Here is a 25,805-nt window from a genome sequence, read left to right as displayed (position 1 = left end):
TTGCTGCTGAGGTCGATACCCAGCAGCAATGTCCTCTCGCATTAATATTTCTCCTGGTTTCCTTTCTGGTCAGATGTGCTAAACCTGTCAGTGAATCCAAAAGGAGGATGAGATGAAAAAGACATTATTGTTAGTTGGAACTTTTAGCCTTGGCCTACTGCTGGCAGGTTGCGCATCCGATCACGTCTTACATACCACCGATGGCCAAACCATTGTGGTCCAAGGTAAACCGAAGGTTGATGACGATACCGGCATGATTACTTACAAAGATATTGATGGTAAGGAACAGCAGATCAATCGCAATCAGATCAAAGATATGAACTCAATTAACTGATTTTAGATGTCTGTCTTTGACGTTTCGGCCCGCACTAAGCGGGCCGACTGCATTTCATTTCGGTATTAATTGTCGTTGCCGCAGATCTAGCGGTGACTGCTCGGCTTCATCAATCGCCGCCAGCCAACTTTGCAAATTCACCTTCGCCCACGACAAATGACCGCGCGTGGTGCTCATCAACACCACATCCGGCCGCAACGAACGATACAGTTCCAGCGATTGCTGCAACTCCGTGGTATTGCTTTCCGGCATCAGCACGCTAATCCAGCGATTGTAATCACGGGTAAGGGTATCGCCGACAAACAGGTAGGTTTGGCCGAGCGGTGAGTGATACAAAAAGCTGCTGCTGCCAGGCGTGTGCCCCGGTGTGGGGAGCAGATGAAAATCGCCAAAATGCGTCTCTTGCTGCGTAAAGGTTTCGTCGGGTTCGATAATCAAACTCACCGGCCCCAGCGAACGGCTGTGGCAATAAAGCGCGCTATTAAAACGCTGCTGAATCGCCAGCGCGCCCGGTGCAGCTTCATGCCAATGGGTAAAATAGTGACGGATAATGCCACCGGCATCGTCGAGAAATTCATGATCGAGCGGATGCTCCACGCGACCAATCAGCAAGTTGCCGCGCGGATGGCGCAGCATAAACCCATGCATCATTAAATCACTCGCCGTTTCTTCGGCGGGGAATTCTGGCGTGGAGATCCACAAATCGTCATACAGTGGCTTCATTGGCGGTCTCCTGCGGCAAAACGTTAGCGCAAAGTCGGATGGCCGGTGAAGGCGAGCTGTGCTTCTCCGTTCTCAATCTGCAAGGTGCTGCTGGCACCGAGCGGCAACGTCACGGTATCGACACCGTGACCAAATGCCAAATCGCTGATGACAGGAATCTGCCATTCATCACGGATACGCTGCCAAACGGTGGAAAAATCAAAACCATTGTCGTAATCCGTCAGCGAGGTGCTGGTAAAGCTACCGGTGATGATCGCCTGCTGGCGCGACAAAATGCCACTTTGCTGCAGTTGAATCAGCATCCGTTCGATGCGGAACGGATGTTCATTCACATCCTCGATCACCAGAATCCCGCCTTCGATCTGTGGCATCCACGGCGTGCCAATCAGCGAGCAAATCATCGCCAGATTGCCGCCCCACAACGTACCTTGCCAGCGGCCTTGATCTGGGCTGGCACTCGGCCAACCTACCTTGACTGTAGGTGAAGTTAGCGCCTGCCAAAAGTGAGAGTAGGTAAATTCAGATAATGTCTCTGCACCAAAATTCCCCGCTAACATCGGACCGCTAAAGGTGGTGAGGCCAATTTGCGCCAGCAAGGCTAGCTGAATGGCGGTGAAATCGCTGTGACCGCACAATGCCAGCGGTTGATTGAGCAACGCGCGTTGCAAGCCGATGTAATCGATCTTATCGAGCAAACGCGAAGCACCGTAACCGCCACGCACCGCCAGCACGATATCGGGCAGCGATTCCAGCGCGGCCAAGCCATTTACATCATCCAGCCGCTGCGCATCGTCACCGGCAAAGCGTTGAAAACGACGCTCAATCGCGGAGAGATTCTGCAGATGATGGCCTTCAGCCTGTAAACGGTGCACCGCGCGTTGGGCGGCATCTTGATTGTGACAATAGCCCGAAGGGGCGATCAGACGTAGCGTGCGAGGAGTAACCATACCTTCCATCCTGCTAAAAATTGGCCTGCCGATGATGACGAAATGCGTTATTGATGTCACGACTGCACAAGGTTTTTTACCGATTTAGGATAAACGGTAATTTTGCATTGCGCTGCGCCAGGTATGATAGCTTGCGCCAATCCTATTGCGGAACCAAAAATCAGTGAAAATTCGACTACTTATGCTGTCTGCACTGGTGCTTGCTGGTTGTTCCAGCGAGCCAGAAAAACCGGTAATGCCCGAGAAAAATACGCCATTAACCCAGGCACCGCCGTCGAAAGTGAATGATGCATGGTCAATGTTTACCGAAGATGCCGCCAGTCATTATGGCGTTGATGAGAAGTTAATCAGCGCCATTATTAGTGTCGAATCCGGGGGCAATCCTACCGTGGTGAGCCGTTCTAATGCGGTAGGATTGATGCAGATTAAGGCGTCAACCGCGGGGCGCGAAGTCTATCGCACGCAGGGCCGGCATGGTCAGCCAAGTTCATCAGAGTTGCGCGATCCGGCAAGAAACATTGATATTGGCGCCGCCTATCTGAAGATTCTGCAAGATTCCGCGTTAGCCGGTATTCGCGATCCATTGACGCTGCGTTACGCCACCATTGTGTCGTATGCCAACGGCGCAGGCGCGTTGCTGCGCACCTTCTCACGCGATCGCGATCGCGCCATTGCGATGATTAACGCCATGTCGCCAGATGAGTTTTATCAACACGTACAGAACAAACATCCTGCGGCACAAGCTCCACGCTACTTGTGGAAAGTCACCACCGCATACCGCACCATTGGCTGATATTCCGTAGCGGCGCGATTTATCGCGCTCAGTTGACTTTAAAAGGTCAACTGAGCGCAATGAATTGCGCCGCTACACCAACAATCTCGCCGTCGGATAATCGACAATCAACACCTGCACATAGCCGCCGCGTAACGCCCCACGAATCGCCTGCGCTTTTTCTACGCCTCCGGCTAACGCCACCACCTGCGGACAACGTTTCACCTGCGCCAGCTCCATACCAATCACCGGATCTTCCGCCGCGCTCAGCACCGGCTGCCCATCGGCATCAAAGTAGTGCAGGCAAATATCGCCCACCGCGCCACGCTCCGCCAGCATGCGTAGCAACTCGCCGTCGTAATAGTTGCCGGAATTGCGCAGCAGGGCAGATGGCTCGAGATCGCCGATGCCTACAATCGCCAAATCCACCTGATCAAATTTCTCCAGTACCACCGCCACATCCGGATTAACCGATAAACGCTGACGATCCTGCACTGAATGTTCAATCGACTGCGACGGCAGCAGCCACGCCGGGCAATCCAGCAGCGCCGCCAGATTTTGCGTCAGAATCGTCGCCTGCACGTTGCCGTTAGCGCCGACGCCGCCCAGCAGTTGAATTACGCCTTTGCACGGCGCGCTCAGCGGATGCAGCGCATCGACCATCGCGCGGATGGTGCCGCTCCACGAGGAGATGCCGATCAGCTCATCGGCACGCAAGCGGGTTTCCAGATAGTGCGCCGCCGCAGAACCAATGGATTGCTTAATTTGCAGCGCAGAAGCCTGTTCTGGCACATCCACCACAATCACTTGTGGCAGGTTATACGTCTGCTCAATGGCTTTTTCCAGTTCAGGAAACACATTGGCGGGCGGCACCACGCTGATCTTCACCACACCTTCTTTCACGCTGCGATTGAGAATGCGCGAGACAAAGGATTGCGACAATTTCAGCAACTGGGCAATGTCGGATTGCTTCCTGCCTTCCACATAATAAAGCGTGGCGATTTTCACCATCAGCCGCTGTTCATCCTGTTTTGCCATGGTTTTTTCTCTCTCTTAACCTGCCTGGTATTGTTAATCAGCCGGTCATAAATAACAACGCAGAACATTTTGTGATCGTTTTCGCTTTTTCGGGATCGGGCATTGGACGTGCTCGAAAAGCCAGCGCATAGTCATTATGCATATAAAATCGCAATTGAATATATATTCAAGCGGAGAAAATAAATGAAAGCATCTGTCCTCAAAGTCACCCTACTGGCTTCAATCATGATGATGTCGGCTGCCTCAATGGCGGCGGATAAAGGCTTGCTGGCGATCATCACGCCATCGCACGACAACCCCTTCTTTAAAGCAGAAGCCGATGGTGCGCAGGAAAAGGCCAAAGCGCTCGGCTACACCACGCTGGTGGCTTCGCACGACGATGACGTGAACAAGCAAAACCAACTGATCGAAACCGCGATTGCGCGTAAAGCCAAAGCCATCATCCTCGATAACGCCGGTGCCGACGCCACGGTAGGACCGGTGCAGAAAGCCAAAGATGCCGGCATTCCCACGTTCCTGATTGACCGTGAAATCAACAAAACCGGCATCGCCGTGGCGCAGATCGTTTCTAACAACTATCAAGGCGCGCAATTGGGGGCTGAGAAGTTTGCCAAGCTGCTGAACGGCAAAGGGGATTACGTTGAGCTGCTGGGCAAAGAGTCGGATACCAACGCTGGCGTGCGTTCGCAGGGCTATCACGATGTATTGGATGATTATCCCGATCTGAAAATGGTGGCGCAGCAAAGTGCCAACTGGAGCCAGACCGAAGCCTTCAGCCGCATGGAAACCATCCTGCAAAAAAATCCCAACATCGTCGGTGTGATCTCCGGTAACGACACCATGGCGCTGGGTGCGGAAGCGGCGCTAAAAGCGGCCGGTAAAACCAACGTGATTGTGGTCGGCTTCGACGGCAGCGATTACACCCGCGACTCCATCATCAATAAAGGCAACATCAAAGCCACGGTATTGCAGCCGGGTTGGGATCAGGCGCAGATGGCAGTTGAACAGGTTGATTACTACCTGAAAAACGGCAAAGCGCAGAAAGAAGAGAAGCAGCTGATGGATTGCGTGCTGATTGACGACAGCAACGCGGCGAAGCTGAAAACCTTCAAGCTGGCGCAATAACATGGAGGTCGGCATGAAGGGGAAAATGGCGGGCAAACTGAGTATCGCGCTGCTGACGTTGCTGTTAGCCGCCTGCACCGTGGTGGATCTCGATGCCAACGGCAATCCCATCATGCCGAAAGATCCTAATGCGAAACCGAGTTACAGCAACCAAACGCCGCAACAGATCGCCGAAGCCAGTTGGTCTAGCCGCGTGCAACAACCGGCAGAGCAGAAAGCGCTGAGTTGGGCCGATATGGAAACCAAAAGCCACACGGTCAAAGCGGGCGGCAGCGAAAGCGTGTTTGTCCGCGCGTCGGGCACGGTAACGGCATTTGATAACAGTAACGATCGTGAACGCACGTTGACCGTCACTATCAACGGCAAACCGGTGAAAGTGCTGATCGGTCCGGTACTGCGCGGTAATGCGATTCGTGATGCTGCCGGTTTCCGCTTTGAAGAGTTCACCAATCAGGTGCAGTACGCGCAGCTGACCAAAGCGTTGAACCGTCATGCGGTGAAACAGTTGCCTGCGGTGGATGCCAGTTGGGTCGGCAAACCGGTCAGCGCGCTGTTAGCGGTGAGCATGGGCGCAGGCACGGTGGATGACGTGGTGGCCATTCAGCTACAGCAGGGGAAACCATGATGAGCGACGACATTATCTTGCAAGCCAATCAGATGTCGATGTTGTTTCCCGGCACTTTAGCGCTGGATCGCGTGGATTATCGTGTGTGGCGCGGCAAGGTCAACGTCATCATCGGCGAAAATGGCGCGGGCAAATCGACGTTGATGAAGATTCTGGCGGGCGTGCAGCAACCAACCAGCGGCGAAATGTTCCTGAATGGGCAGAAAGTCGCCTTTAGCAGCACGCGTGACGCCGCACGCCACGGCATTGGCATGGTGCATCAGGAACTGAATCTGTTTGAAAACCTCAGCGTCGCGGAAAACATTTTCCTCGGTCGTGAGATCCAAAGCGGTATCCGTCCGATCAATGAGGCAGAACAGAAACGTCGCACTGCGGCGTTGATGCAGCGCCTCGATCAACCGATTTCACCGGATGAAAAAGTCGGCAACTTAAAAGTAGGTCAGCAACAGCTAGTGGAGATTGCTAAAGCGCTGGCCGAGGATGCTGACATTTTGATCCTTGATGAACCGACTTCGGCATTAAGCAAAACCGAAGTGGAGATTCTGTTCCGGGTGATTCGTGAACTGACACGGCAGAACGTTTCTATCATCTACATCTCGCATCGGCTGGAAGAGTTGATGGCGATTGGCGATGTGATCACCATCCTGCGCGACGGGCGTTTTCAGGCCGAAGCCAAGGTCAGCGACATCGATGTGCCGTGGATCGTGCGGGAAATGCTCGGCAGCGAGCCGATCAGCACTTTCCTGCCGCCAAATCGCCAGTTTGGTGCGCCAATTCTGGAAGCCGAGCACATCACGTGCGTTAGCCCCAACGGTAACACGCTGGTGGATGATGTCAGTTTCCAGGTGCGATCCGGTGAAATTGTCGGCATTTACGGTTTGATGGGCGCGGGGCGCACTGAACTGTTTGAGTGTTTGCTGGGTAGCCAACGTAACTATCTCGGCAAGCTGTGGCTCGACAGCAAACCACTGCCGACGCGTCTGCCGACTGCGGAACGCATCCGTATGGGCATGAGTTTGGTGCCGGAAGATCGCAAACGTTCTGGCATTTTTCCTATCTCTTCGGTGGCGAGCAATCTCACCATCGCCAGTTTGTGGCGGCGTCTTTCCCATCGCACGGTGATCTCCGAACAGGCCGAACGCGAAGTGGTGGCGAGCACGGTGGGCAATCTGGCGATCAAAATCTCGTCACCAGACGTTGCCATCAGCGCCTTGAGCGGCGGCAATCAGCAAAAAGTGGTGATTGGCCGTTCGTTGCTGACCAATCCGCGTTTGCTGCTGCTGGATGAGCCGAGCCGTGGCATCGACGTGGGCGCGAAAGGCGAAGTGTTCCGCATGATGGTGAAGCTGTCGGAGCAGGGGATTGCGGTGGTGTTCTCCACCTCGGATTTAAAAGAAATCATGGCGGTTGCCGATCGCATCATCGTGATGTCCGGCGGCAAATTGACGGCTGATCTCCCGCGCGCGGAAGCGGAAGAGGCAGCGCTGGTTAAAGCAAGCGCACAAGGGTTCTGATATGAAAAATCACGGCGCACTCGCGCTCGCAACGCCAGGTAAAGCCTTTAACTCGCGCGAAAGCCTGATTCTGTTGCTGTTAAAACTGCGCACCTTTATTGCGCTGTTCCTGATTGTCGGCTTCTTTGCCATCACGGTGCCGGATTTCCTCGCGGTCGGCAGCATGGTGATCATGGTGAAACACATCGCCATTAACGCTTTCCTCGCGCTCGGCATCACCTTTGTCATCATTACCGCCGGTATCGATCTGTCGATCGGCGCTACGCTCGGTCTGTGCGGCATGATCGCCGGTTGGCTGATCACCAAAGGCATTGTGCTGCCGATGTTTGGCATCGCCATCTTCCCCAGCGTGTGGGTGATTGTGCCCGTGGTGTTACTGATTGGCGGGCTGATTGGTGCGGTCAACGGCTGGATCATCACCCGCTATAACGTCGCACCGTTCATCTGCACGCTTGGCACCATGTATATCTTGCGCGGCACGGCAATGCTGACCTCCGGCGGTGAAACGTTCCCCGGCTTACAGGGCAACGAACTGCTCGGCAATACCGGTTTCGACAAAATTGGTGCCGGTTATTTCCTCGGTTTGCCGTGGGCGATCTGGATGATGGTGGTGCTGGCACTGGTGATTGCCTACGTCGCGCGTCGCCTGCCGTTTGGTCGTCAGGTATATGCGATTGGTGACAACGAACGTGCGGCGGAACTCTCCGGCGTGAAAGTGAAGTCAGTGAAAATCTGGGTGTACGCCATCTCCGGTTTCTGCGCGGCGATTGCTGGCATCGTGGTCTCTTCGCAATTGGTGGCGAGCCATCCGGCTAACGGCACTTCATTTGAAATGAACGCGATTGCGGCGGTGGTGCTGGGCGGTACTTCGCTGGCCGGTGGACGCGGCACCATTCTCGGCACATTGATTGGTGCCTTTGTTATCGGTTTCCTTGCTGACGGTTTGATCATGATGGGCGTCAGCGAATTCTGGCAAATGGTGATCAAAGGCATCGTGATTATCGTGGCGGTGATCATCGACCAAATGCAAAGCCGCATGCAGCAAAAAGCGGCGGTAGTGGCGCAGAAAGCGCTGATTGAAGACACAGCAAAAAGTTAATCGGTTGGGTGCAGGCGCTGATTGTCTGCACCTTTTTTTCTCAAGCGTGAATAAATATTCATTAGTGCTTTAAAATTCAGAGGTGTCTATGAATCCTTTCAAATACTCGGTGGCGGATCTGGCCGCCAAAGCGCGCGCCGTACGCCGCCGCATTATCCAGCTAAACGCCGGCAGCCCGGCGGGCGGACATACCGGCGCCGATCTGTCGCAGGTGGAGATCCTCACCGCGCTCTATTTCCGCATCCTGAATTGCGCGCCCGATCGCACCAACGATCCGCAGCGTGACATCTATATCCAGTCCAAAGGTCATGCGGTGGGCGGTTATTACTGCGTGTTGGCGGAAGCGGGTTATTTCCCCACCGACTGGTTGCCGACCTATCAGCATTCAGATTCGCATCTGCCGGGCCATCCGGTGCGCCAGAAAACGCCGGGCGTAGAACTGAATACCGGCGCGCTGGGACACGGTTTGCCGGTGGCGGTCGGCATCGCTTTGGCTGCGAAAAAAGATAACAGCAATCGCCGCATTTTCGTCGTGACCGGCGACGGCGAATTGGCGGAAGGCAGCAACTGGGAAGCAGCGCTGGTGGCAGCGCATTACGGCCTCGATAACCTGGTGATCATCAACGACAAGAACAAGCTGCAACTGGCGGGCCACACGCGCGACATCATGAACACCGATCCGCTGCCGGAAAAATGGCGCGCCTTTGGTTTGGAAGTCAGCGAATGCAACGGCAACGACATGGCATCGGTGGTTGAAGCGATTGAAAGCCTACCGCGTAATGGCAAACCGCAGGTGATTGTGGCGCACACCGAAAAAGGCTTCGGCATCTCCTTTATTCAGGGTAAACCAGAGTGGCATCACCGCGTGCCGAAAGGGGAAGAAATCGAATTGGCACTGGAGGAGTTGAAAGATGAGTAATGCAAAACACCTGGCAACGGTGATGGTGGAAGCTTTTATCGATGCGGTTAATCGTGGCATCGATCTGGTGCCGGTAGTGGCGGATTCCACGTCCACCGCCAAAATCGCCCCGTTCATCAAAGCGTTCCCCGATCGCTTGATCAACGTCGGCATTGCCGAACAAACGCTGGTCGGCACCGCGGCTGGCCTGGCGATTGGCGGCAAAGTGGCGGTCACCTGTAACGCCGCGCCGTTCCTGATTTCCCGCGCCAACGAACAGGTGAAAGTCGATGTTTGCTACAACAACACCAACGTCAAACTGTTTGGTCTGAATGCTGGTGCCAGCTATGGCCCGCTCGCCAGTACCCATCACAGCATCGACGATATTTCGGTGATGCGCGGTTTCGGCAACATCGAAATCTATGCGCCGTCTTGCCCGCTGGAGTGCCGTCAAATCATTGATTACGCGCTGGATCATGTTGGCCCGGTGTATATCCGTCTGGACGGCAAAGATCTGCCGCAGCTGCACGATGAAAGCTACCAATTCCGTCCTGGCCAGATTGATGTGCTGCGTGAAGGCAGCGACATTGTGCTGGTGGCGATGGGCTCAACGGTTCACGAGGCCGTTCACGCCGCCGAGCAACTGCATGAACAAGGAATCACAGCAGGTGTGATCAGCATTCCATCGATTCGACCTTGTGATACCCAACGGCTGCAAGAGCTGTTAAATCATTATCCGGCGGTGATTACCGTGGAAGAACATAACGTCAACGGCGGCGTCGGCAGCCTGGTGGCAGAAGTGCTGGCGGAAGGCGGCTGTGGTATTCCGCTGTTGCGTTTGGGTATTGCGGATGGTGAATACGCCATTGCCGGCGATCGTGCCTCAACGCGCGCCCGTCATGGGATTGATGCGGCCAGCGTGGTGAAGAGTGCAGTACGCATCTGTGCAGGAGCGTAAATATGGCAGGTTCGTTGATACTGGCGATTGATGAAGGGACCACCAACGCCAAGGCGATTGCGGTGGATCGTGATGGCAATGTGGTGGCGCGCGGCAGCCAGCCGCTGACCTTAGCGCATCCGCAGCCCGGCCTGGCAGAGCAAGATCCGCTGGCGATCTGGCAGGCGGTAAAGCAGGCGGTGAGCAGCTGTTTGGCGCAGTGCGACGGCGCGCAGGTTGCCGCGGTGGCGATCAGTAATCAGCGCGAATCGGTGCTGATCTGGCAACGCCTTAACGGCCAGCCGCTGACGCCGTTGGTGAGCTGGCAGGATCGGCGTTCGGAAGCGTTTTGCCGTGATTTGCGTATAGCGGGCAAAGCGCCGCGCATTACTGGTTTAACCGGCTTGGCGGTTGACCCGATGTTCCCGGCGGCCAAACTCACCGGCATGCTGGCCTCACTGCCGAATGGTATGGCGCGCGCCCAGGCGGGAGAGCTGTGCATTGGCACGGTGGATTGCTGGCTGAGTTGGCAATTAAGCGGCGGCGAAAGTTTTGTGACCGATCACGCCAACGCTGCACGCACGCAACTCTACAATCTGCATAGCGGCGACTGGGACGACGAACTGCTGACGCTGTTTCACATCCCGCGTGCGGCGCTGCCACAGATTGTGCCTTCGGCCAGCACGCAGGGCGTGGTGGCATTAAATGATATTCCCGGTTTAGCGCCCGGCACGCCGATTATGGCGCGTATTGGCGATTCGCACGCCGCGTTGCAAGCACAACGCAGCGGCAGCGAAGAGGTGGTGAAAGCCACTTACGGCACCGGATCGTCACTGATGATGTCGATGGCGACGCCGTTGCTGACCGAAAATGGCCTCAGCACCACCGTGGCGTGGCATGACGGCACACTGCGCTTTGCTTTTGAAGGCAACATCACCCACACCGGTTCCGGCGCGGCGTGGTTAGGGCGCATGTTGGGCATCAGCGATCCCCGCGAATTGACCGCCATGGCGCAGCGCAGCGAACACAATCAGGGCATCTATTTTGTGCCAGCGCTTTCGGGTTTAGGCGCGCCATGGTGGGATCTCAAAGCACGCGGCATGGTATGCGGTCTGACTGATGCGGCCACGCCCGAGGTGCTGGCGCGCGTGGCATTGGAATCGATCACTTTCCAAATCGCCGACGTGTTTTTTGCTATGGAACAGGCCAGCGGCGTGCAACTGCCTGCGTTGTGCGTGGATGGCAGCGCCACCGAAAATGCCTGGTTAATGCAGTTGCAAGCCGATGTGTTGCAGCGGCCGTTAAAACGCGTGCCGACGCCGGAAGTCTCCGCGTTAGGGGCAGCGCTGTTGGCCGGTCGTCAGTTAGGTTGGTGGCAGCAGGGCAGTGAAATGCAGGCATTGCAGGGCGGCAGTGTGATTATGCCGCGTGAGAATCTGGCTAACAGCATGCAGGACAATTATCACGGCTGGCTGGACGCGGTAGCGCGTTGCCGCTATCAACCGCATTAATTTGCTCAACATCCATCGCGCACGTATCGTAGCGGCGCGATTTATCGCGCTCTTTTGCCCTACCATTGCTGCAAAATTGCGCAATAAATTGCGCCGCTACGAAATGTGCGGCGCCAAAGATTTTTACTGAAAACGGTTCGCCTTATCGCGCGCCAAACGCTCCAGGGCAAAAATCACCTGCTGCAACTGGCGTTCCTGAATCGGCTCGATGGCAGTAAAGCGGAAGCTAAGACGCGGCGTGACGCGGGTTTCGCTCTTGCTGGTAACCACGGTACGTTCACCAATGTGCAGCAATTGCGCCGTCACTTCAAAATGACCGTACTCGGCCAAATCCACACGCAGCTTTTTAAAGGTATCGCCGCGATTCAGGCCTTCTGGCAATGCCTCGTCGAGTAGTACGCCGACGCCACCCAACGACAAATCCTGCAAGCGAAAGCGCGCGGTGCTGCCATCGGGCCATTGGCTGTGGCAATAAAATACCGGATCAATCGGCGCATTGACGCGGAAGAATTCGCGACGCTGAATCTGCCATAACAGTTGCGGCAGCGAGGCGGCAAACGCCGGCAATCCTTCGAATTCGACGCGGGTTAACCCTTCCAGACCGAATTCGACTTTTGCCCCGTGGGTTTCGGCGGCGATATTCACTTCACCGCCTTGCAGCGCTAAATCGTTATCCTGCGCGTTGCTGCCGAGATCGAAGATCACCTGATCTTCATCACACGCCAACAAACGGCTGATAAACTGGCCGCGCGAAAAATTCACCATCAGCGGAGTTTGAAAACGCAACAGATCTTTCATTACGCCCAAAACCGCTAAGGTGCCGCGCTTGAGGTACTGTTCTTTATCGGCTTCTCCCACGTCCTACTCCACTTATCCGAGTGTTAAATTCACGACTGCCAATGTTATCCGTCAATTATCGGCGTCAGCGCGATAAGCTTTAGCCTGCTAATCATTTTTTCAGATGCTAACTTGCGATGCAGTTCAAAATATTGCGGCTATACTTGATGCGGTGAACACCTTGATTAATAACGTAAGGAGCAGTACATGGGTATTCTTTCATGGATTATTTTTGGTCTGATTGCCGGGATTATCGCGAAGTGGATTATGCCGGGTAAAGATGGCGGCGGATTCATCATCACCGTGGTGTTAGGTATCGTCGGTGCGGTAGTAGGCGGCTGGATCAGTACCCTGTTCGGATTCGGTAAAGTTGATGGTTTCAACTTTGGCAGCTTTGTGGTGGCGGTTATTGGTGCCATCGTGGTGCTGTGGATTTATCGCAAAGTTAAATCGTAGCAGCGCACAGTGATTCAATGAGAGCCGCCATCTGCAAGGATGGCGGCTTTTTTTATGCGCGATTAAAAATCATATCCCACAGTGGCCATCACCGTACGTTCTGCGCCGCGATAGCAATATCCGGTGCCGTAGCAGGCCGCCAGATACTTTTTATCGGTCAGGTTATTGGCATTAACCTGCAACCACGCCCCTTTCAACTGTGAATTCCATGCACCCAAATCGGCGCGCACCGAGGCATCCAACAGCGTTACCGATGGCAAACGCGTGGTGTTCTCGTTATCCGCCCATTGCTTGCCGATGTAACGCACACCCGCACCGGCGCTCAAGCCGTAATCAAATTGATAATGTCCCCATAAAGACGCCATGCTGTTCGGCGTCACATACGGCGTATGGCCGTCGTTGCCATCGACTGAATCTTTAAAGCGCAGATGATTCAGCGTGTAGCCGGCGATAGTGCTGAAGCGGGACGTCAGCTGATTACGTGCTTCCAGTTCAATGCCTTGCGAATGCACTTTGCCCGATGGCGTGTAGGTGCCATCAAGCACATTACGATTGGCGACATCATCCTGGGTCAAATCGTACACCGCAATCGAGTACATATCGCGCGTGCCAACCGGTTGGTATTTCACACCAGCTTCATACTGTTCAGAAGTGGTGGGTTTTAGCTGATTGCCAGCAGGATCGGTCAGGGAAGCTGGCGTGATCGCCTGGCTCCAGCTGGCGTACGGAGAGATGCCATTATCGAAGGCATACAGCAGCGCCGCGCGTCCGCTGATGTGATCGTCCTGACGACGGCTGGTGCCGTTTTCCGACACGATGCGGTCATAGCGGCCGGACAGATCCAGATGCCAGCGATCCAATTGCAACTCATCCTGCAAATAGAGTCCGGTTTGATAATAACGGCGAGTTTGCGCGGTCCAGGCGAAGTCCGGCATGGTGCCCACTTCTTCGCCATTCCACGCATTGAGCGAACTGGCTAAGCCGCTAGCCTCGGTGATGTCATTTTTGTAGCGATGATATTCAGCGCCCAGCGTCACGCGATGCTGTACCGCGCCGGTGGCGAAATCAGCTTGCAGTTGGTTATCGTTGGCCCATGAAGTCAGCGATGAACGCTCGCCGGAGAAGTAGCGGTTTAGCAGGTCTGGATTCGCCGTATTCCAACCAATTTGATACACCTGATCCAGCGCGGTATTGGAGTGGCTGTAGCTGCCGGTGGAATGCACCGACCAATTATCATTGAAGCGATGGGTGAAATCGTAGCTATAAATCTGTTCGTGGCGTTTGAACTGATCGAGTGCGCTGTCGCCTTCATAGAAGCCATCGCTCAGCTTGCGGCCGTTATGGTTGTAAAGTGTACCTTCTGCCGGTACCGAACCGTGATAGCCGCCGGACGGATCTTTTTGCAAGTAGGCACGCAGCAGCAAGCTGGTATCTTCGCTTGGCTGCCACATCAATTGTGGCGAAATAGCGTATTTTTCTTCGCGCGTATGATCGTATTGGGTGTCGCTGTTGCGCGTAATACCGGTGAGTCGAAACGCCCACTGATCGTTAATCGCGTTGGTGTAATCAAAAGCCGCGCTGTTAGTGGCGTTGGTGCCGGTGGACAAGCGGAAATGACCTTCTTCGGCAAATTGTGGCCGCTTGCTGACCATATTCACCAAGCCGCCGGGCACGGTTTGACCATACAGTGCGGAGGAGGGGCCTTTAATCACATCAACGCGATCGAGGAACCAGTTATCCACTTGCAGGATGTTGAAGCTGCCGCCGTCGCTCATTACGCGCAGGCCATCAAGGAAGGTGTTATCGACATCGCCGCCGTGGAAACCGCGCAGCGCGATGGTGTCGTAGCGCGTCGCTGCACCGCCAAAGTTGGTGAACACACCAGGCGTATAACCTAATGCCTGATTGAGATCCTGCGCTCCCTGATCTTCCATTTGCTGACGCGTCACCACCGAAATGGATTGCGGCGTAGTGATTAGCGGCTGATCGGTTTTGCTGGCACCGCTGCTGTGGGTCGCAAGATAACCTTGCGTTGGCGAAGTGGCGCTCTCTTGCGGCTGCGCGCTAACCACAATTGACTCTTCAGCGAAAGTCGCGGCAGGTAAAGCCAACGCCAGCGCGCACAACACGCGCCCACGATTAAGGGAAAACAGCGAGGTCATGAGGGTTCCTGTTATTTTAGTGGGAATAGCTATCAATATAATATTGAGAATTATTATCTTTTGAGCGAGGTGTTTCAAGGTGTGAGTTTTTTGTATGAAGGGTGTGAGAAATTTACTGATGGTTTGCACGATTCGTAGCGGCGCGATTTATCGCGTTGTTTTGACCTCTTAAAATCAACAGAACGCGATAAATCGCGCCGCTACGGAAATGTGCGCACGCCGGGCATCGTTGCCCGGCTTAAAATTGGAAATTATTTCGCGGCACTCAACGCTGGCATATTCGGAATATCGCTGGCGCTATTACAGGTTTTATCTTTCGGGCAATACTTATCCAACAGCTTCAGCGTCACACCGTTGGTCCAGCCAAAGCCATCCTGCAACGGATATTCACCGCCGCCTCCGCCGCCCAATTGCGCGCCTTCCACCACATATTTCTCGACCAGTTTGTGCTCCTTGTCGTAAGTGGCCTGCACGTTTTGCAGGAAGCGCTGACCAATTTGCTGCGCCAGTTGCGGTTGTTTGTAATGCTCCAGACCTTCCACCGCCACCCATTGCAACGGTGCCCAACCATTCGGCGCATCCCATTGCTGACCATTATTCACCGTGGTGGTCACCAATCCGCCCGGTTTCAGCAGCTGCTTCTCCACTGCTTTGGCGGTGCGATCGGCTTGTTTTTCACTCGCCACTTGCATGTACAGCGGGAACAGCGTCGCGGCGGTTAACTGCGGATGAACGTGCTTTTTCTGGAAATCGTAGTCGGCGTACCAACCTTGCTTGTCATCCCACAGATAACGGTTGATCGCCGCCTGACGCTTCTCGGCGTCAGCGGCAAACTGTTGCGCCTTATCATCCTGCTTCGCCAGTTTTGACGCTTTAGACAGCGTTTGCTCCAGATGGAACAGCAGGCTATTCAGATCAACCGGCGCCAACTGCGTGGTGCGGATTGAGGCCAGATTGTGCGCATCGGTAAACCAGCGCGAGCTGAAATCCCAGCCCGACGCCGCGCCCGCACGCAGATCGCGATACACCTGTTGCTTATTGCGCTCCGGTGCTTTGTTGGCGGTGTTGATATCATCCAGCCACGATTCGGTACGCGGTGCATCGCGATCGTCCCAATAGCGATTGAGTAGCGTGCCGTCGCTGAGTTTAATCACCCGCTTGCTGGCTTGTCCGGCCGCCACTTTGTCGCTGTCGGCCATCCAGTAATCGTACTCTTTCTGCAATTGCGGCAAGTATTGGCGGTAAACATCATCACCTTTGTGCGTCGCCAGCAAATCGACCATTAAGCTAAAGAACGGCGGCTGCGAGCGGCTGAGATAATAGCTGCGGTTGCCGTTAGGAATGTGGCCATATTTATCCAATTCGGTGGCGAAGTTATCCACCATGTCTTGCACGCGATCCCAGTGATTGCTCTCCGCCAAACCGAGCATGGTGAAATAGCTATCCCAGTAATAGACTTCGCGGAAACGTCCACCCGGCACCACGTAAGGCTTCGGCAGCGGCAGCAATGAATCGTACTGGCTGGCGCTCTGCGCGGTGCGGGTTAACACTGGCCACAAGCCGTTAATGTGCTCGCGCAGGCTTTGCCCGGCCGGTGGCACATATTTGTCCTGCTCTTTTGGCAGCGTGAAATTACTATCAACGAAGTGTTTGAGGTCGAAATTACGTTGGCCTTTTTGCATCTGCCAATCCGCCAAAATCGACGACGGATTATATTTAGGCACCGCATCGGCAAAGGTTTTTTGATCCGGATAAAACTTAGCCTGCTGCACCGCGTTGAATAACGGTCCCAGACGTACATCAGGTGGCTGCGGCTGATTGCTCAGCATGCGGCTGTTATCGTCGGCCTGAACGGTGCTGGCAAACAGCGCAGCGCTCAGTAACAAAGTGAGACGCGCAGGCGTCAATACGGCAGTTTTTATCATCGGTTTTTCTCCTTGTCCGAAAAGGTGGTGTGCTAACGCATTGACCACTCAGTCAACTTTAGTCGTTATCGCATCGCTTAGCCGCACACAGCGGCGGAAATGTGAAGCGCCCGGAATTAATCACGTGAGAAATTGTATTAGCGCAATGTTTTTTGCTTGCCCTGTAACGCCATTTGCCTGAGGCTGAAGCAAAAAAAGGAGAGCCGTATGGAGATTATTTGGTATCACCCGTCGTTGGCACCGCAGGGCTGGCTGGAAGGATTGCGTCAGCGTTTGCCGCAGGCCAATGTTCGTCACTGGCAGCCAGGCGATAACGCGCCAGGCGATTACGCGGTGGTGCGTTCACCGCCGGTGGAGATGTTGGCGGGGCGCCAGCTAAAAGGCGTATTTGCCATGGGCGCAGGCGTTGATGAGATCCTCAAACAACTGCGCGATAATCCGCAGATGCTGCACCAGCACATCCCGTTATTCCGCCTGGAAGATACCGGCATGGCGCGCCAGATGCAGGAGTATGCCAACTGGTGCGTGTTGGGCTGGTTCCGCCGTTTTGCCGAATACCGCCAATTGCAGCAGCAGGCAACGTGGCAAGAACTCCCCGCACTGAATCGTGAAAACTTCACCATTGGTGTGCTTGGTGCGGGCGTGTTAGGTCGCAGCGTGCTGGAAAGTTTGCGGCAGTGGGGCTTTCCGCTGCGCAGCTGGAGCCGTTCGCCGAAGCAGATGGATGGCGTGCAAAGTTTCCACGGGCGCGAGCAACTCAACGCGTTTCTCGATGGCACGCAAGTGCTGATCGATTTGCTGCCCACCACGCCGGAAACCACTAACCTCATCGATAGCCGCCTGTTAAACGCGTTGCCGCGCGGTGCCTATTTCCTCAATCTGGCGCGCGGCGCGCACGTGGTGGAAGCCGATCTGCTGGCGGCGCTCAACAGCGGCCAACTGGCGGCAGCGGCGTTAGACGTGTTCCAAACCGAGCCGTTACCGCACGATCATCCGTTGTGGTCTCATCCACATGTCACAATTACGCCACATACTGCTGCCATGACCTTGCCGGGCGAGGCGATGGATTACATTTCGGCTGCCATACTTGCTTTGGAAACAGGGCAACAGCCGAACGGCTTGGTCGATCGCCAGCGCGGTTATTAATTCATTTTGCGACAGGAGATAAAGATGTATCCGGTTGATTTACATATGCACACCGTTGCCAGTACCCACGCTTACAGCACCTTGCACGATTACGTGGTGCAGGCGAAACAGAACGGTTTGAAACTGTTTGCGATTACCGATCACGGCCCGGATATGGCCGATGCACCGCACTACTGGCACTTCGTTAATATGCGCATCTGGCCGCGCGTGATTGATGGCGTGGGTGTGCTGCGTGGTATTGAAGCCAACATCAAAAATCAGCAGGGCGAAATTGATTGCAGCGGTCCAATGCTGGATGCGCTGGATTTGATCGTGGCCGGCTTCCACGAGCCAGTTTATGCGCCGCGTGATAAAGCGCATCACACCGAAGCGATGATTGCGGCGATGGCGGGCGGATTGGTCCACATCATTAGCCATCCGGGCAATCCGAAATTCCCGGTAGATATCCGCGCGATTGCTGAAGCCGCCGCGCATTACGATGTGGCGCTGGAGATCAATAACTCCTCATTCACCCATTCGCGTCCAGGTAGCGAACCGAACTGCCGTGCGATTGCCGAAGCGGTGCGTGATGCCGGTGGTAAATTGGCATTTGGCTCCGATTCGCATACCGCCTTCACGCTGGGGCATTTCGAACATTGCATTCGTATCACCCGCGAAGTGGATTTTCCGGAAGAACGCGTGTTAAATGTCACGCCGCGTCGCCTGCTCGATTTCCTCGAAGCGCGCACCGGCAAGCACATCCCTGAATTTGCTGATTTTTAACGTTATTGCTACAAGGAATTCTGTTGCATGAATGAGTTTTCCATCCTCTGCCGCGTCATCGGCTCGTTGTTCAATCGCCAGCCACAAGATCCGCTGCTGGTGCCGCTGTTCACTCTGCTGCGTGAAGGCAAATTGCAATCACAGTGGCCGCTGGAGCAGGACGAACTGTTGACGCGCTTGCAGCAGAATAGCGATCCGCAGGCGCTGGCCGCCGACTACAACGCACTGTTTGTCGGCAGTGAATGCAGCGTGCCGCCTTATGCATCGCAGTGGCCAAATGGCCCGCAGGAAGCGGAAGTACGCGCGTTTCTCAGCGAGCGCGGCATGCCGTTGAGCGAAGCGCCAGCCGATCACTTTGGCGTATTGCTGCTGGCGGCATCATGGTTGGAAGACCAGTCGGCAGAAGATGAATCAGCGGCGCAACTGGCGCTGTTCGATGAGTTCCTGTTGCCGTGGTGCGGCGCATTCCTTGGCAAAGTGGAAGCGCACGCGACCACGGCGTTTTACCGCACGCTGGCCGCGCTGAGCCGTGAAGCGATTCAGGCGATGTACGATGAGTTGAATGAAGAAGCGGGCGACGACGCTTAATCTTGCCAACGTGCTGCGTGGCTACCGAGCTTAACGCCGGAGGTCGCGCAGATCATCGGTGTGCCGGGCAGATACGCTGCGGCACGCAACCTCTGCGCAATGCCCCAGGGATTGATCTCCAGTTCACTAAGCACATCATCGCGCTCAGCGTGAATGCCGCTTTGGCTGTTGGCGGGCGCGGCACCGTATTGCTGCAACAGCCGCGCGGTGCGCGCCAACGACAAACGTGCTTGCCAGCCGACGCCATTGATTAAACGCTGACGCAGGCCTTCCAGCACCGCCGCGGCCATCATATAGCCAGTGGCGTGATCGAGCGCTTGTACCGGCAGCGGGGTCGGCTGTGCCTTGCCGCTCCAATGCAGCCCTTGTTCAGCAATGCCACAACCCATTTGCACCAAACTGTCGTAGCCACGGCGATTGCGCCACGGTCCGTGCCAGCCCCACGCATTCAAACTGACATCCACCAAACCCGGCGCCAGTTTGCGGCGTGTGTCGGCATCCAGCCCCAGTTTGTCCAATGCATCAGCGCGATAACCGTGCACCAGCACATCGCTGTGATGCAATAACTCACGCAACTGTTCACGACCGGCGGCAGTTTTGAGATCCAAGCGCGCACAGCGTTTACCGCAGGTGATCTCCTCTTCCAGCGTCGGCTCTTGCCAATCCGGCGGATCGATGCGCAACACTTGCGCGCCAAGGCTGGCGAGAAAACGTGTCGCAACTGGCCCAGCGATAATGCGCGTCAAATCCAGCACGCGCACGCCGAGCAGCGGGCGCGCCGTGGGCATTGGCCAGTTGGGGACCGGTGCTTCACCGTTAGCCTGCTGGTCAATCAGCGCTTCCTGTTGTAACGCCAAACCTTGCGGATGCTGCAACCATTGCGCTTCGCTGCGCATTTGTGCGGCGCATCCGCCTGCATCGATCACTGCTTGTTCCAGTTTAGCGGCAGGCCAACCTGCGACAGTTTGCGCCAACGCCACGCGATCGGCATGAAGTCCGAGCACGCTTTCCATCGCCGTGCGGTGGTGAGCGGCATTGGTGTGCAAACGAATCCAGCCGTCGGCGCAGGCGTAATCACCGGCAAACGGATCCCACAATGTGGCGGGCGGACGATTTAGCGGAATGACACTGTGTTGAAACCAGCGCGACGCCAGTCGCACATTGACGCTCAGCGGCGTGGCGTGGCCGAGCAAATCGCTCAGGGCTTGGCTTGCGAGGCCAATGCTGGTGGCCGCCAATTCGCTGACGGCAAAGGCAGATGAGAAGGTATCGGGTTCAAGAAAAGTCGGCGTGGGAAGCGGGTCCGTGCCACGCAATCCTTGCCACATTTGCTGCCAAAGCGCGGCAGCACATTGAGAGTCCATGTTGAGTCTCCGGGAAACGCGCGAGACTCAAGCATAGCAGAGCGGATTTAACGACGACGCAACCGCGGGAATCTCGCATGCATACGCAGGTTGCGCAGATTAATCACCGCAATGGCGGTACCCAGCACCACTAAGGACGCGCCGAGGATTTTGAAGCTGTTCATGCTATCGCCGAGCACGAACACGCCCATTAACACCGCCAGCACCGGCGTCAGCAGCGAATAGGGCATGATCAGATTGACGTTGTACTTCTTCAACAGCGAATACCACAGCGTATAAGCGACAATCGAGGAGGCCAGCGCGCTGTACAAAATGCCAAACCAGCCGCGCCATCCGGCGTGACTCAATGCATAGAATTGCTGGGATTCGGTTAACCACGAGGCAGCACCGACAATCGGCACCGCGAGGAAAGAGATCCAACCGGTGAGCGTCAGCGGTTTGATTGGCGGCGATTTCTTTACGATCATGTTGCTCACCGCCCAACCAAAAGCGCTGCACAGTAAAATACACAGCACCCACCACGCTGGAATGGTCGGGCTACCGGAGAGTACCGCAACGCCACTCAGCGAAATCGCAATGCCCAGCAATTGAATCAAGCGCAGTTTTTCCTTGAGCACCACCATTGCCAGCAGCATGGCAATTGGCGTGCCGAGCTGCACCACGATCGCGCCGGTCCCGGCATCGGTGTAACGCATGCCTACAAACAGCAAAGAAAAGTGCATAAAGCCGAAGGTGAAGGCCAGCGTCAGCAGCCACGGCAGTTGTTCACGCGTGATGCGGCAAAACGGCACCAGCACAATCGCCACCACCACAAAGCGCATCCAGGTGAGAAATAGCGGCGGAAGTTCCAATAATCCCCATTTCACCGCTACGTTATTGAAAGCCCAGATAGAAACCACCATCAGAACCAGAAAAAAATGCCGCGCTGCCACAATGCCTTCCTTCATGGAGAGTCGAGGATTATTACTGGCTAATCATGGCATGAAGCCAGTGACTTCGGAGGTGTCTGGTGAAATTATTTTTGTTTGAGTCTTTGCTTATGCAGGAAAAAAATAAGACATGACGCAAATTTACTGTCAAAGTGGATTTCCGAAAGAGGACCATTTTGAGGACCGTGTTCGGCATGACAAACACCCGCGCGTTACCCCTTGCTCTGATTCAACTCGAAGTGCCGCCACCGTCAGTTGTGGCGCAAATTGGTGAACAACCCCGCTGGTTTATTGATGCGTTGCAATTGCAGCCCAATGACTATGTGATTGTGCGTCCGCATTTAGGTGATGATTTACCGGCGTTTGACCGCGTCAGCGGCGCGATTCTCAGCGGTTCGTGGGCGATGGTCACCGATCACGCTGACTGGAGCGAACGCACCGCTGCGTGGATTCGTGGTGCGCTGGATGCCGATTTACCGCTACTTGGCGTGTGTTACGGCCATCAACTGATGGCGTATGCGCTGGGTGGCAAAGTGGGGGATAACCCGAATGGCTGGGAGCGCGGACTCAAGCCGCTGACGCGCAGTGCGCAGGCGAAAAATGATGCGTGGCTGGGTGCGCTGCCGGGCGAGTTTCAGGCGTGGTTGTCGCATCGACAATCGGTATTAGCGCCGCCGCCGCATGCGCAGGTGTTAGCCAGCTCGGCGCAGGATGACTGCCAGATTTTGCGTTACTCCGATCAGGCACTGTCGATGCAATTCCATCCCGAATTTACCCAGCAGATTATGACCGCCTGCTTGCCGGCGGGCGTCAGCGATGATGGCGTTACCTTGTGCGGTGAAGATTGGTCACGCGAATTATTGCGTCGTTTCTGGCAGCAAACGCGGCCGCAGCCGCGCGTGCAGGCTCAAGGCGCGTAATGACGTGTGCAGCGATAAACCCATGCTGGTGGCATGTTTTTTAGCACGCGCTGGCGTTCCCACGTGAAATAGCGCGACAAGTTCGGCTGGGTAAACGAGGTGTATTGGAATTGCACAAATACGCCGCGTGGACCCAGCGCATCATGTACTGCACTGAGAATCGCATCGCGGGTAGCGGGCGGCAATGACAGCAGCGGCAAGCCAGAGAAAATCACATCATATTCTCCAGACAGGTATTCCGCTGAACAGGCGCGCACTTGCATACGTGAATCGGGTAAACCGCGCAGACTTTTCACCAATTCCGGGCTGATTTCGAACACATCCAGCTGTGCTTCGGGCGACATGCGATCCAGTATATGGCGGGTTAACACACCATCACCGGCACCGAGTTCGGCGATGCGCAAGCTGTGATCCCAATTCACCGCATCGCACATGGTGCGGCACAGCGCGGCGGAAGAGGGCGTGATGCTGCCCATTTTGCGCGGGTTGCGGATAAATTGCTGAACAAAGTTCGCTTTGGCGCGCATTAACGTCAGGGCTGAAGCCAACATCTGTCTCTCCTGGTTAGTATCCTGCTTCATATTGACCACATATTTCGCGCATGTTCCGCTTTTTGCGGCATAAGCGGAAAAACTCGGAATTATCCGTAGCGCGACGGCGAATGATACACAGGTTGAATTCTAGACATAGCAGACCTGGCTGAAACTTAGGTGCAGGCGAAAAGTCGTAAACAGATATGACGCGCAGATTTCCTTCGGCGCGGTCACAGTTTCCCGCTTTGCGATCTGACAGTCTGGCGATGATCGCTCAATGTTAATAACAAGTTTCATAGTTGTTAATCGCCACTCTGTCCCGCAAGGAGAAACACCATGCGTTACGCTGCTCCGGGAGAACAAGGTTCTCTCATCACATTGCAATCGCGTTATGGCAACTTTATCAATGGCGAATTTGTTGCGCCGGTGAACGGCAATTACTTCGTCAACACCTCACCGATTAACGCCTCGACCATTGGCGAATTCCCACGTTCCGACCGCGCGGATGTTGATAACGCGGTGGCGGCAGCTCAGGCTGCGGCCGATGCGTGGGGCAAAACCTCACCGCAGGCGCGCTCGCTGGTGCTGCTGAAAATTGCCGATCGCCTCGAAGAGAATCTGGAATATATCGCCGTTAACGAAACCTGGGATAACGGCAAACCGGTACGTGAAACGTTGGCCGCTGACCTGCCGCTGGCGGTTGATCACTTCCGTTATTTCGCCGGTTGCGTGCGAGCGCAGGAAGGCACCGCCGCTGAAATTGATGAATTTACCGCTGCCTATCACTTCCACGAACCGTTGGGCGTGGTTGGGCAAATCATCCCATGGAACTTCCCGCTGTTAATGGCGGCGTGGAAACTGGCACCCGCACTCGGCGCTGGTAACTGCGTGGTGCTGAAACCGGCGGAACAGACGCCATTGTCGATCACGCTGTTTATGGAAGTGATTAAAGATCTGTTGCCGCCAGGCGTGATTAACGTGGTGCACGGCTACGGTAAAGAAGCGGGCGAAGCGCTGGCGTCGCATCCCGGCATCGCCAAAATCGCCTTTACCGGTTCAACTGCTACTGGCGGTCACATTCTGGAACTGGCGGCGAAAAGCCTGATTCCGTCTACCGTGGAGTTGGGCGGAAAATCGCCAAATATCTTCTTCGAAGACATCATGGATGCCGAAGAGAGCTTTATCGAGAAAGCGGCAGAAGGCGTGGTGCTTGGCTTCCTCAACCAAGGCGAAGTCTGTACTTGCCCATCACGCGCGCTGGTGCAGGAATCGATCTTCGAACCCTTTATGGCAGCGGTGATGAAGCGTATCAAAACCATCAAGCGTGGCGATCCGCTGGATACCGAAACCATGATTGGTGCGCAGGCCTCGCAGCAGCAGTTCGACAAGATTCTGTCGTATCTGGAGATTGCGCAGCAGGAGGGCGCGCAAGTGCTGCATGGCGGCGGCGTGGAGAAAGTCGGTGATGAACTCGCCAACGGCTACTACATCCAGCCAACGCTGTTGAAAGGCAACAACAGCATGCGCGTGTTCCAGGAGGAGATTTTTGGGCCGGTAGTCGGTGTGCTGACCTTTAAAGATGAAGCGGAAGCACTGGCCATCGCCAATGACTCGATTTATGGACTTGGCGCAGGTGTGTGGACGCGCGACATCAACCGCGCTTATCGCATGGGACGCGCCATCAAAGCCGGTCGTGTGTGGACCAACTGTTATCACCTCTATCCGGCGCATGCGGCGTTTGGTGGCTACAAGAAATCCGGTATAGGCCGCGAAACCCACAAAATGATGCTCGATCATTATCAGCAAACCAAAAATCTGCTGGTGAGCTACAGCACGCAACCGCTGGGCTTCTTCTAAGCAATAAGGGCAGCGTAAAATACCGCTGTCCTTTATTTACTCATACATTCAGTCATGTAGAGATTTTCATCTCTACGTTACGGTCTCTTTATGCGTAATGATCTTCTAAAGCTGTCGAGAACATCACAAGGGTACCGTTTACGCCATTAATACTCTCTACGGACAAATCTTGTTGAGTCAGGGAGATATTAGGGGCGTCATCCTCAACGTCAATTTCATTGACGCTTAAAAGCCATGAGTCGCTGGCGATGAGAATGTCGGTGATAGTCGCACTTGCAGGCAGCATGACGGCATCTTGCACTGAGAAGTGCAGGGGTTGGCTAGCAAATTCGGCTTCAGAACCGAACGTTAAAGCATGTTCCCCTGAAGCCAGTTCAGGTATCGTGAATGACCATGTACCATCAAGTTCAGACACGGTAGAACCCAGCAGAACACCATGATCCCAAGCATAAATGATCGCCTCTGGAGCCGCTGTGCCGATGAAGCGCGGCGTATTATCGACAATTTCTTGTCCGGGCCATATGCCTATGTCATAGCCCAAATTGTCGGTATAACCCTCTTGAACCTGGACGGGGATTGCTGCTGCGGAATTGACGATAAATCCGAATGGTAATGTTGTGTCGTTCTCATACACACCAAAGGTTAAGGCATGCTGCCCATCTTCCAGATTCGTTTCAAATGACCAATTGCCGTCCTCATCTGAAACGGTTGAACCCAACAAATTACCTGCGTCCCACGCATAGATAATTGATTCTGGTGCGGCGGTCCCGATAAAGCGAGGAGTGCTGTCAACAATCTCTTGT

At 55.1% G+C, this 25,805-nt stretch carries 25 protein-coding genes; 15 read left to right on the top strand and 10 right to left on the bottom strand.

Going from position 1 to position 25,805, the window contains the following annotated elements:
• The first annotated feature begins 112 nt into the window (after nucleotides 1–112).
• Nucleotides 113–334: a YgdI/YgdR family lipoprotein gene (locus ABDW13_RS14015; protein WP_343553171.1), complete on the top strand. Its 222-nt coding sequence runs from the start codon at nucleotides 113–115 to the stop codon at nucleotides 332–334.
• A 54-nt stretch (nucleotides 335–388) separates the two neighbouring features.
• Here ABDW13_RS14015 and ABDW13_RS14010 read toward each other — a convergent pair whose 3' ends face one another.
• The gene (locus tag ABDW13_RS14010) at nucleotides 389–1,057 is read right to left on the bottom strand and encodes an MBL fold metallo-hydrolase (protein ID WP_343553170.1); all 669 of its coding nucleotides are present in this window, start codon (nucleotides 1,055–1,057) and stop codon (nucleotides 389–391) included.
• Between the two features lie 23 nt (nucleotides 1,058–1,080).
• Nucleotides 1,081–2,004, bottom strand: coding sequence for a muramoyltetrapeptide carboxypeptidase (gene ldcA, locus ABDW13_RS14005; RefSeq protein WP_343553169.1), 924 nt, complete (start codon nucleotides 2,002–2,004; stop codon nucleotides 1,081–1,083).
• A gap of 163 nt (nucleotides 2,005–2,167) precedes the next feature.
• On the opposite strand from ldcA, the gene emtA reads away from it, so the two are divergent.
• Nucleotides 2,168–2,797 carry a membrane-bound lytic murein transglycosylase EmtA gene (gene emtA, locus ABDW13_RS14000; RefSeq protein ID WP_343553168.1) on the top strand — a complete coding sequence of 210 codons (630 nt, stop codon included), beginning with the start codon at nucleotides 2,168–2,170 and terminating at the stop codon, nucleotides 2,795–2,797.
• 72 nt (nucleotides 2,798–2,869) lie between these two features.
• Here emtA and ABDW13_RS13995 read toward each other — a convergent pair whose 3' ends face one another.
• Nucleotides 2,870–3,814 (bottom strand): sugar-binding transcriptional regulator, encoded by a 945-nt coding sequence (locus tag ABDW13_RS13995; RefSeq protein WP_343553167.1) that lies wholly within the window; start codon nucleotides 3,812–3,814, stop codon nucleotides 2,870–2,872.
• 183 nt (nucleotides 3,815–3,997) lie between these two features.
• On the opposite strand from ABDW13_RS13995, the gene ABDW13_RS13990 reads away from it, so the two are divergent.
• The 7 genes from ABDW13_RS13990 to ABDW13_RS13960 all read left to right on the top strand — a co-directional run bounded on the left by ABDW13_RS13990 (nucleotide 3,998) and on the right by ABDW13_RS13960 (nucleotide 11,523).
• Entirely contained in the window at nucleotides 3,998–4,939 is a 942-nt protein-coding gene (locus ABDW13_RS13990) for a D-ribose ABC transporter substrate-binding protein (protein ID WP_343553166.1), read from the top strand.
• Between the two features lie 25 nt (nucleotides 4,940–4,964).
• Nucleotides 4,965–5,564: a DUF2291 family protein gene (locus tag ABDW13_RS13985; protein WP_343553210.1), complete on the top strand. Its 600-nt coding sequence runs from the start codon at nucleotides 4,965–4,967 to the stop codon at nucleotides 5,562–5,564.
• Nucleotides 5,564–7,078 carry a sugar ABC transporter ATP-binding protein gene (locus ABDW13_RS13980; protein WP_343553165.1) on the top strand — a complete coding sequence of 505 codons (1,515 nt, stop codon included), beginning with the start codon at nucleotides 5,564–5,566 and terminating at the stop codon, nucleotides 7,076–7,078. Before ABDW13_RS13985 ends, ABDW13_RS13980 begins: the two co-directional genes overlap by 1 nt.
• A gap of 1 nt (nucleotide 7,079) precedes the next feature.
• Nucleotides 7,080–8,177, top strand: coding sequence for an ABC transporter permease (locus ABDW13_RS13975; protein WP_343553164.1), 1,098 nt, complete (start codon nucleotides 7,080–7,082; stop codon nucleotides 8,175–8,177).
• Between the two features lie 88 nt (nucleotides 8,178–8,265).
• Nucleotides 8,266–9,096 carry a transketolase gene (locus ABDW13_RS13970; RefSeq protein WP_343553163.1) on the top strand — a complete coding sequence of 277 codons (831 nt, stop codon included), beginning with the start codon at nucleotides 8,266–8,268 and terminating at the stop codon, nucleotides 9,094–9,096.
• Nucleotides 9,089–10,033 carry a transketolase C-terminal domain-containing protein gene (locus ABDW13_RS13965; RefSeq protein WP_343553162.1) on the top strand — a complete coding sequence of 315 codons (945 nt, stop codon included), beginning with the start codon at nucleotides 9,089–9,091 and terminating at the stop codon, nucleotides 10,031–10,033. Before ABDW13_RS13970 ends, ABDW13_RS13965 begins: the two co-directional genes overlap by 8 nt.
• A gap of 2 nt (nucleotides 10,034–10,035) precedes the next feature.
• Nucleotides 10,036–11,523 (top strand): FGGY-family carbohydrate kinase, encoded by a 1,488-nt coding sequence (locus ABDW13_RS13960; protein WP_343553161.1) that lies wholly within the window; start codon nucleotides 10,036–10,038, stop codon nucleotides 11,521–11,523.
• A gap of 123 nt (nucleotides 11,524–11,646) precedes the next feature.
• Here ABDW13_RS13960 and ABDW13_RS13955 read toward each other — a convergent pair whose 3' ends face one another.
• On the bottom strand, nucleotides 11,647–12,381 hold the full coding sequence (locus ABDW13_RS13955; RefSeq protein WP_343553160.1) for a flagellar regulator YcgR PilZN domain-containing protein: 735 nt from the start codon (nucleotides 12,379–12,381) through the stop codon (nucleotides 11,647–11,649).
• A 186-nt stretch (nucleotides 12,382–12,567) separates the two neighbouring features.
• Between ABDW13_RS13955 and ABDW13_RS13950 the strand changes: the two genes are divergently transcribed.
• Complete coding sequence (locus tag ABDW13_RS13950; RefSeq protein ID WP_343553159.1) at nucleotides 12,568–12,816, top strand: GlsB/YeaQ/YmgE family stress response membrane protein; 249 nt, start codon at nucleotides 12,568–12,570, stop codon at nucleotides 12,814–12,816.
• A 62-nt stretch (nucleotides 12,817–12,878) separates the two neighbouring features.
• On the opposite strand, the gene ABDW13_RS13945 is transcribed toward ABDW13_RS13950, so the two are convergent.
• Nucleotides 12,879–14,978, bottom strand: coding sequence for a TonB-dependent siderophore receptor (locus tag ABDW13_RS13945; protein ID WP_343553158.1), 2,100 nt, complete (start codon nucleotides 14,976–14,978; stop codon nucleotides 12,879–12,881).
• Between the two features lie 251 nt (nucleotides 14,979–15,229).
• Complete coding sequence (gene treA, locus ABDW13_RS13940) at nucleotides 15,230–16,903, bottom strand: alpha,alpha-trehalase TreA (protein WP_343553157.1); 1,674 nt, start codon at nucleotides 16,901–16,903, stop codon at nucleotides 15,230–15,232.
• 207 nt (nucleotides 16,904–17,110) lie between these two features.
• Between treA and ghrA the strand changes: the two genes are divergently transcribed.
• The 3 genes from ghrA to ABDW13_RS13925 are packed head-to-tail and all read left to right on the top strand — an operon-like array spanning nucleotide 17,111 to nucleotide 19,399.
• Nucleotides 17,111–18,049 carry a glyoxylate/hydroxypyruvate reductase GhrA gene (gene ghrA / locus ABDW13_RS13935; protein WP_343553156.1) on the top strand — a complete coding sequence of 313 codons (939 nt, stop codon included), beginning with the start codon at nucleotides 17,111–17,113 and terminating at the stop codon, nucleotides 18,047–18,049.
• Between the two features lie 24 nt (nucleotides 18,050–18,073).
• Nucleotides 18,074–18,811 carry a phosphatase gene (locus tag ABDW13_RS13930; protein WP_343553155.1) on the top strand — a complete coding sequence of 246 codons (738 nt, stop codon included), beginning with the start codon at nucleotides 18,074–18,076 and terminating at the stop codon, nucleotides 18,809–18,811.
• Between the two features lie 27 nt (nucleotides 18,812–18,838).
• Nucleotides 18,839–19,399, top strand: a complete 561-nt coding sequence (locus tag ABDW13_RS13925) for a molecular chaperone (RefSeq protein WP_343553154.1) — start codon at nucleotides 18,839–18,841, stop codon at nucleotides 19,397–19,399.
• Here ABDW13_RS13925 and ABDW13_RS13920 read toward each other — a convergent pair.
• Together ABDW13_RS13920 and ABDW13_RS13915 are read right to left on the bottom strand one after the other, a co-directional pair.
• On the bottom strand, nucleotides 19,396–20,763 hold the full coding sequence (locus tag ABDW13_RS13920; protein WP_343553153.1) for a CoA transferase: 1,368 nt from the start codon (nucleotides 20,761–20,763) through the stop codon (nucleotides 19,396–19,398). The genes ABDW13_RS13925 and ABDW13_RS13920 overlap by 4 nt on opposite strands.
• 47 nt (nucleotides 20,764–20,810) lie before the next feature.
• On the bottom strand, nucleotides 20,811–21,695 hold the full coding sequence (locus ABDW13_RS13915) for an EamA family transporter (protein WP_343553152.1): 885 nt from the start codon (nucleotides 21,693–21,695) through the stop codon (nucleotides 20,811–20,813).
• A gap of 191 nt (nucleotides 21,696–21,886) precedes the next feature.
• Here ABDW13_RS13915 and ABDW13_RS13910 point away from each other — a divergent pair, with 191 nt between their 5' ends.
• Complete coding sequence (locus ABDW13_RS13910; protein ID WP_343553151.1) at nucleotides 21,887–22,612, top strand: glutamine amidotransferase; 726 nt, start codon at nucleotides 21,887–21,889, stop codon at nucleotides 22,610–22,612.
• Here the strand turns inward: ABDW13_RS13910 and ABDW13_RS13905 are convergent.
• A complete protein-coding gene (locus ABDW13_RS13905) occupies nucleotides 22,600–23,163 on the bottom strand; it encodes a methyltransferase (protein ID WP_343553150.1) in 564 nt (187 codons plus the stop codon). The two genes, ABDW13_RS13910 and ABDW13_RS13905, sit on opposite strands and share 13 nt — an antisense overlap.
• 318 nt (nucleotides 23,164–23,481) lie before the next feature.
• Between ABDW13_RS13905 and ABDW13_RS13900 the strand changes: the two genes are divergently transcribed.
• A complete protein-coding gene (locus ABDW13_RS13900; protein WP_343553149.1) occupies nucleotides 23,482–25,002 on the top strand; it encodes an aldehyde dehydrogenase family protein in 1,521 nt (506 codons plus the stop codon).
• 88 nt (nucleotides 25,003–25,090) lie between these two features.
• Here ABDW13_RS13900 and ABDW13_RS13895 read toward each other — a convergent pair.
• Nucleotides 25,091–25,805, bottom strand: a 715-nt coding sequence (locus tag ABDW13_RS13895; protein ID WP_343553148.1) for an Ig-like domain-containing protein, incomplete at its 5' end; no start/stop codon positions are given.

Source organism: Pantoea sp. (genome assembly GCF_039594315.1).
In the GTDB taxonomy this organism is placed as follows: Bacteria; Pseudomonadota; Gammaproteobacteria; order Enterobacterales; family Enterobacteriaceae; genus Pantoea.
This window is presented reverse-complemented; position numbering and strand designations above follow the sequence as displayed.

What these genes read in the sequence shown, in the direction of transcription:
- ABDW13_RS13900 (WP_343553149.1), top strand. Translation starts at nt 23,482, where the DNA reads ATGCGTTACGCTGCTCCGGGAGAACAAGGTTCTCTCATCACATTGCAA.
- ldcA (WP_343553169.1), bottom strand. Translation starts at nt 2,004, where the DNA reads ATGGTTACTCCTCGCACGCTACGTCTGATCGCCCCTTCGGGCTATTGT.
- ABDW13_RS13985 (WP_343553210.1), top strand. Translation starts at nt 4,965, where the DNA reads ATGGCGGGCAAACTGAGTATCGCGCTGCTGACGTTGCTGTTAGCCGCC.
- ABDW13_RS13945 (WP_343553158.1), bottom strand. Translation starts at nt 14,978, where the DNA reads ATGACCTCGCTGTTTTCCCTTAATCGTGGGCGCGTGTTGTGCGCGCTG.
- ABDW13_RS14010 (WP_343553170.1), bottom strand. Translation starts at nt 1,057, where the DNA reads ATGAAGCCACTGTATGACGATTTGTGGATCTCCACGCCAGAATTCCCC.
- ABDW13_RS13920 (WP_343553153.1), bottom strand. Translation starts at nt 20,763, where the DNA reads ATGGACTCTCAATGTGCTGCCGCGCTTTGGCAGCAAATGTGGCAAGGA.
- ABDW13_RS13950 (WP_343553159.1), top strand. Translation starts at nt 12,568, where the DNA reads ATGGGTATTCTTTCATGGATTATTTTTGGTCTGATTGCCGGGATTATC.
- ABDW13_RS13980 (WP_343553165.1), top strand. Translation starts at nt 5,564, where the DNA reads ATGAGCGACGACATTATCTTGCAAGCCAATCAGATGTCGATGTTGTTT.
- ghrA (WP_343553156.1), top strand. Translation starts at nt 17,111, where the DNA reads ATGGAGATTATTTGGTATCACCCGTCGTTGGCACCGCAGGGCTGGCTG.
- ABDW13_RS13960 (WP_343553161.1), top strand. Translation starts at nt 10,036, where the DNA reads ATGGCAGGTTCGTTGATACTGGCGATTGATGAAGGGACCACCAACGCC.
- treA (WP_343553157.1), bottom strand. Translation starts at nt 16,903, where the DNA reads ATGATAAAAACTGCCGTATTGACGCCTGCGCGTCTCACTTTGTTACTG.
- ABDW13_RS13990 (WP_343553166.1), top strand. Translation starts at nt 3,998, where the DNA reads ATGAAAGCATCTGTCCTCAAAGTCACCCTACTGGCTTCAATCATGATG.
- ABDW13_RS13930 (WP_343553155.1), top strand. Translation starts at nt 18,074, where the DNA reads ATGTATCCGGTTGATTTACATATGCACACCGTTGCCAGTACCCACGCT.
- ABDW13_RS13925 (WP_343553154.1), top strand. Translation starts at nt 18,839, where the DNA reads ATGAATGAGTTTTCCATCCTCTGCCGCGTCATCGGCTCGTTGTTCAAT.
- ABDW13_RS13995 (WP_343553167.1), bottom strand. Translation starts at nt 3,814, where the DNA reads ATGGCAAAACAGGATGAACAGCGGCTGATGGTGAAAATCGCCACGCTT.
- ABDW13_RS13970 (WP_343553163.1), top strand. Translation starts at nt 8,266, where the DNA reads ATGAATCCTTTCAAATACTCGGTGGCGGATCTGGCCGCCAAAGCGCGC.
- ABDW13_RS13905 (WP_343553150.1), bottom strand. Translation starts at nt 23,163, where the DNA reads ATGTTGGCTTCAGCCCTGACGTTAATGCGCGCCAAAGCGAACTTTGTT.
- ABDW13_RS13975 (WP_343553164.1), top strand. Translation starts at nt 7,080, where the DNA reads ATGAAAAATCACGGCGCACTCGCGCTCGCAACGCCAGGTAAAGCCTTT.
- ABDW13_RS13965 (WP_343553162.1), top strand. Translation starts at nt 9,089, where the DNA reads ATGAGTAATGCAAAACACCTGGCAACGGTGATGGTGGAAGCTTTTATC.
- ABDW13_RS14015 (WP_343553171.1), top strand. Translation starts at nt 113, where the DNA reads ATGAAAAAGACATTATTGTTAGTTGGAACTTTTAGCCTTGGCCTACTG.
- ABDW13_RS13910 (WP_343553151.1), top strand. Translation starts at nt 21,887, where the DNA reads ATGACAAACACCCGCGCGTTACCCCTTGCTCTGATTCAACTCGAAGTG.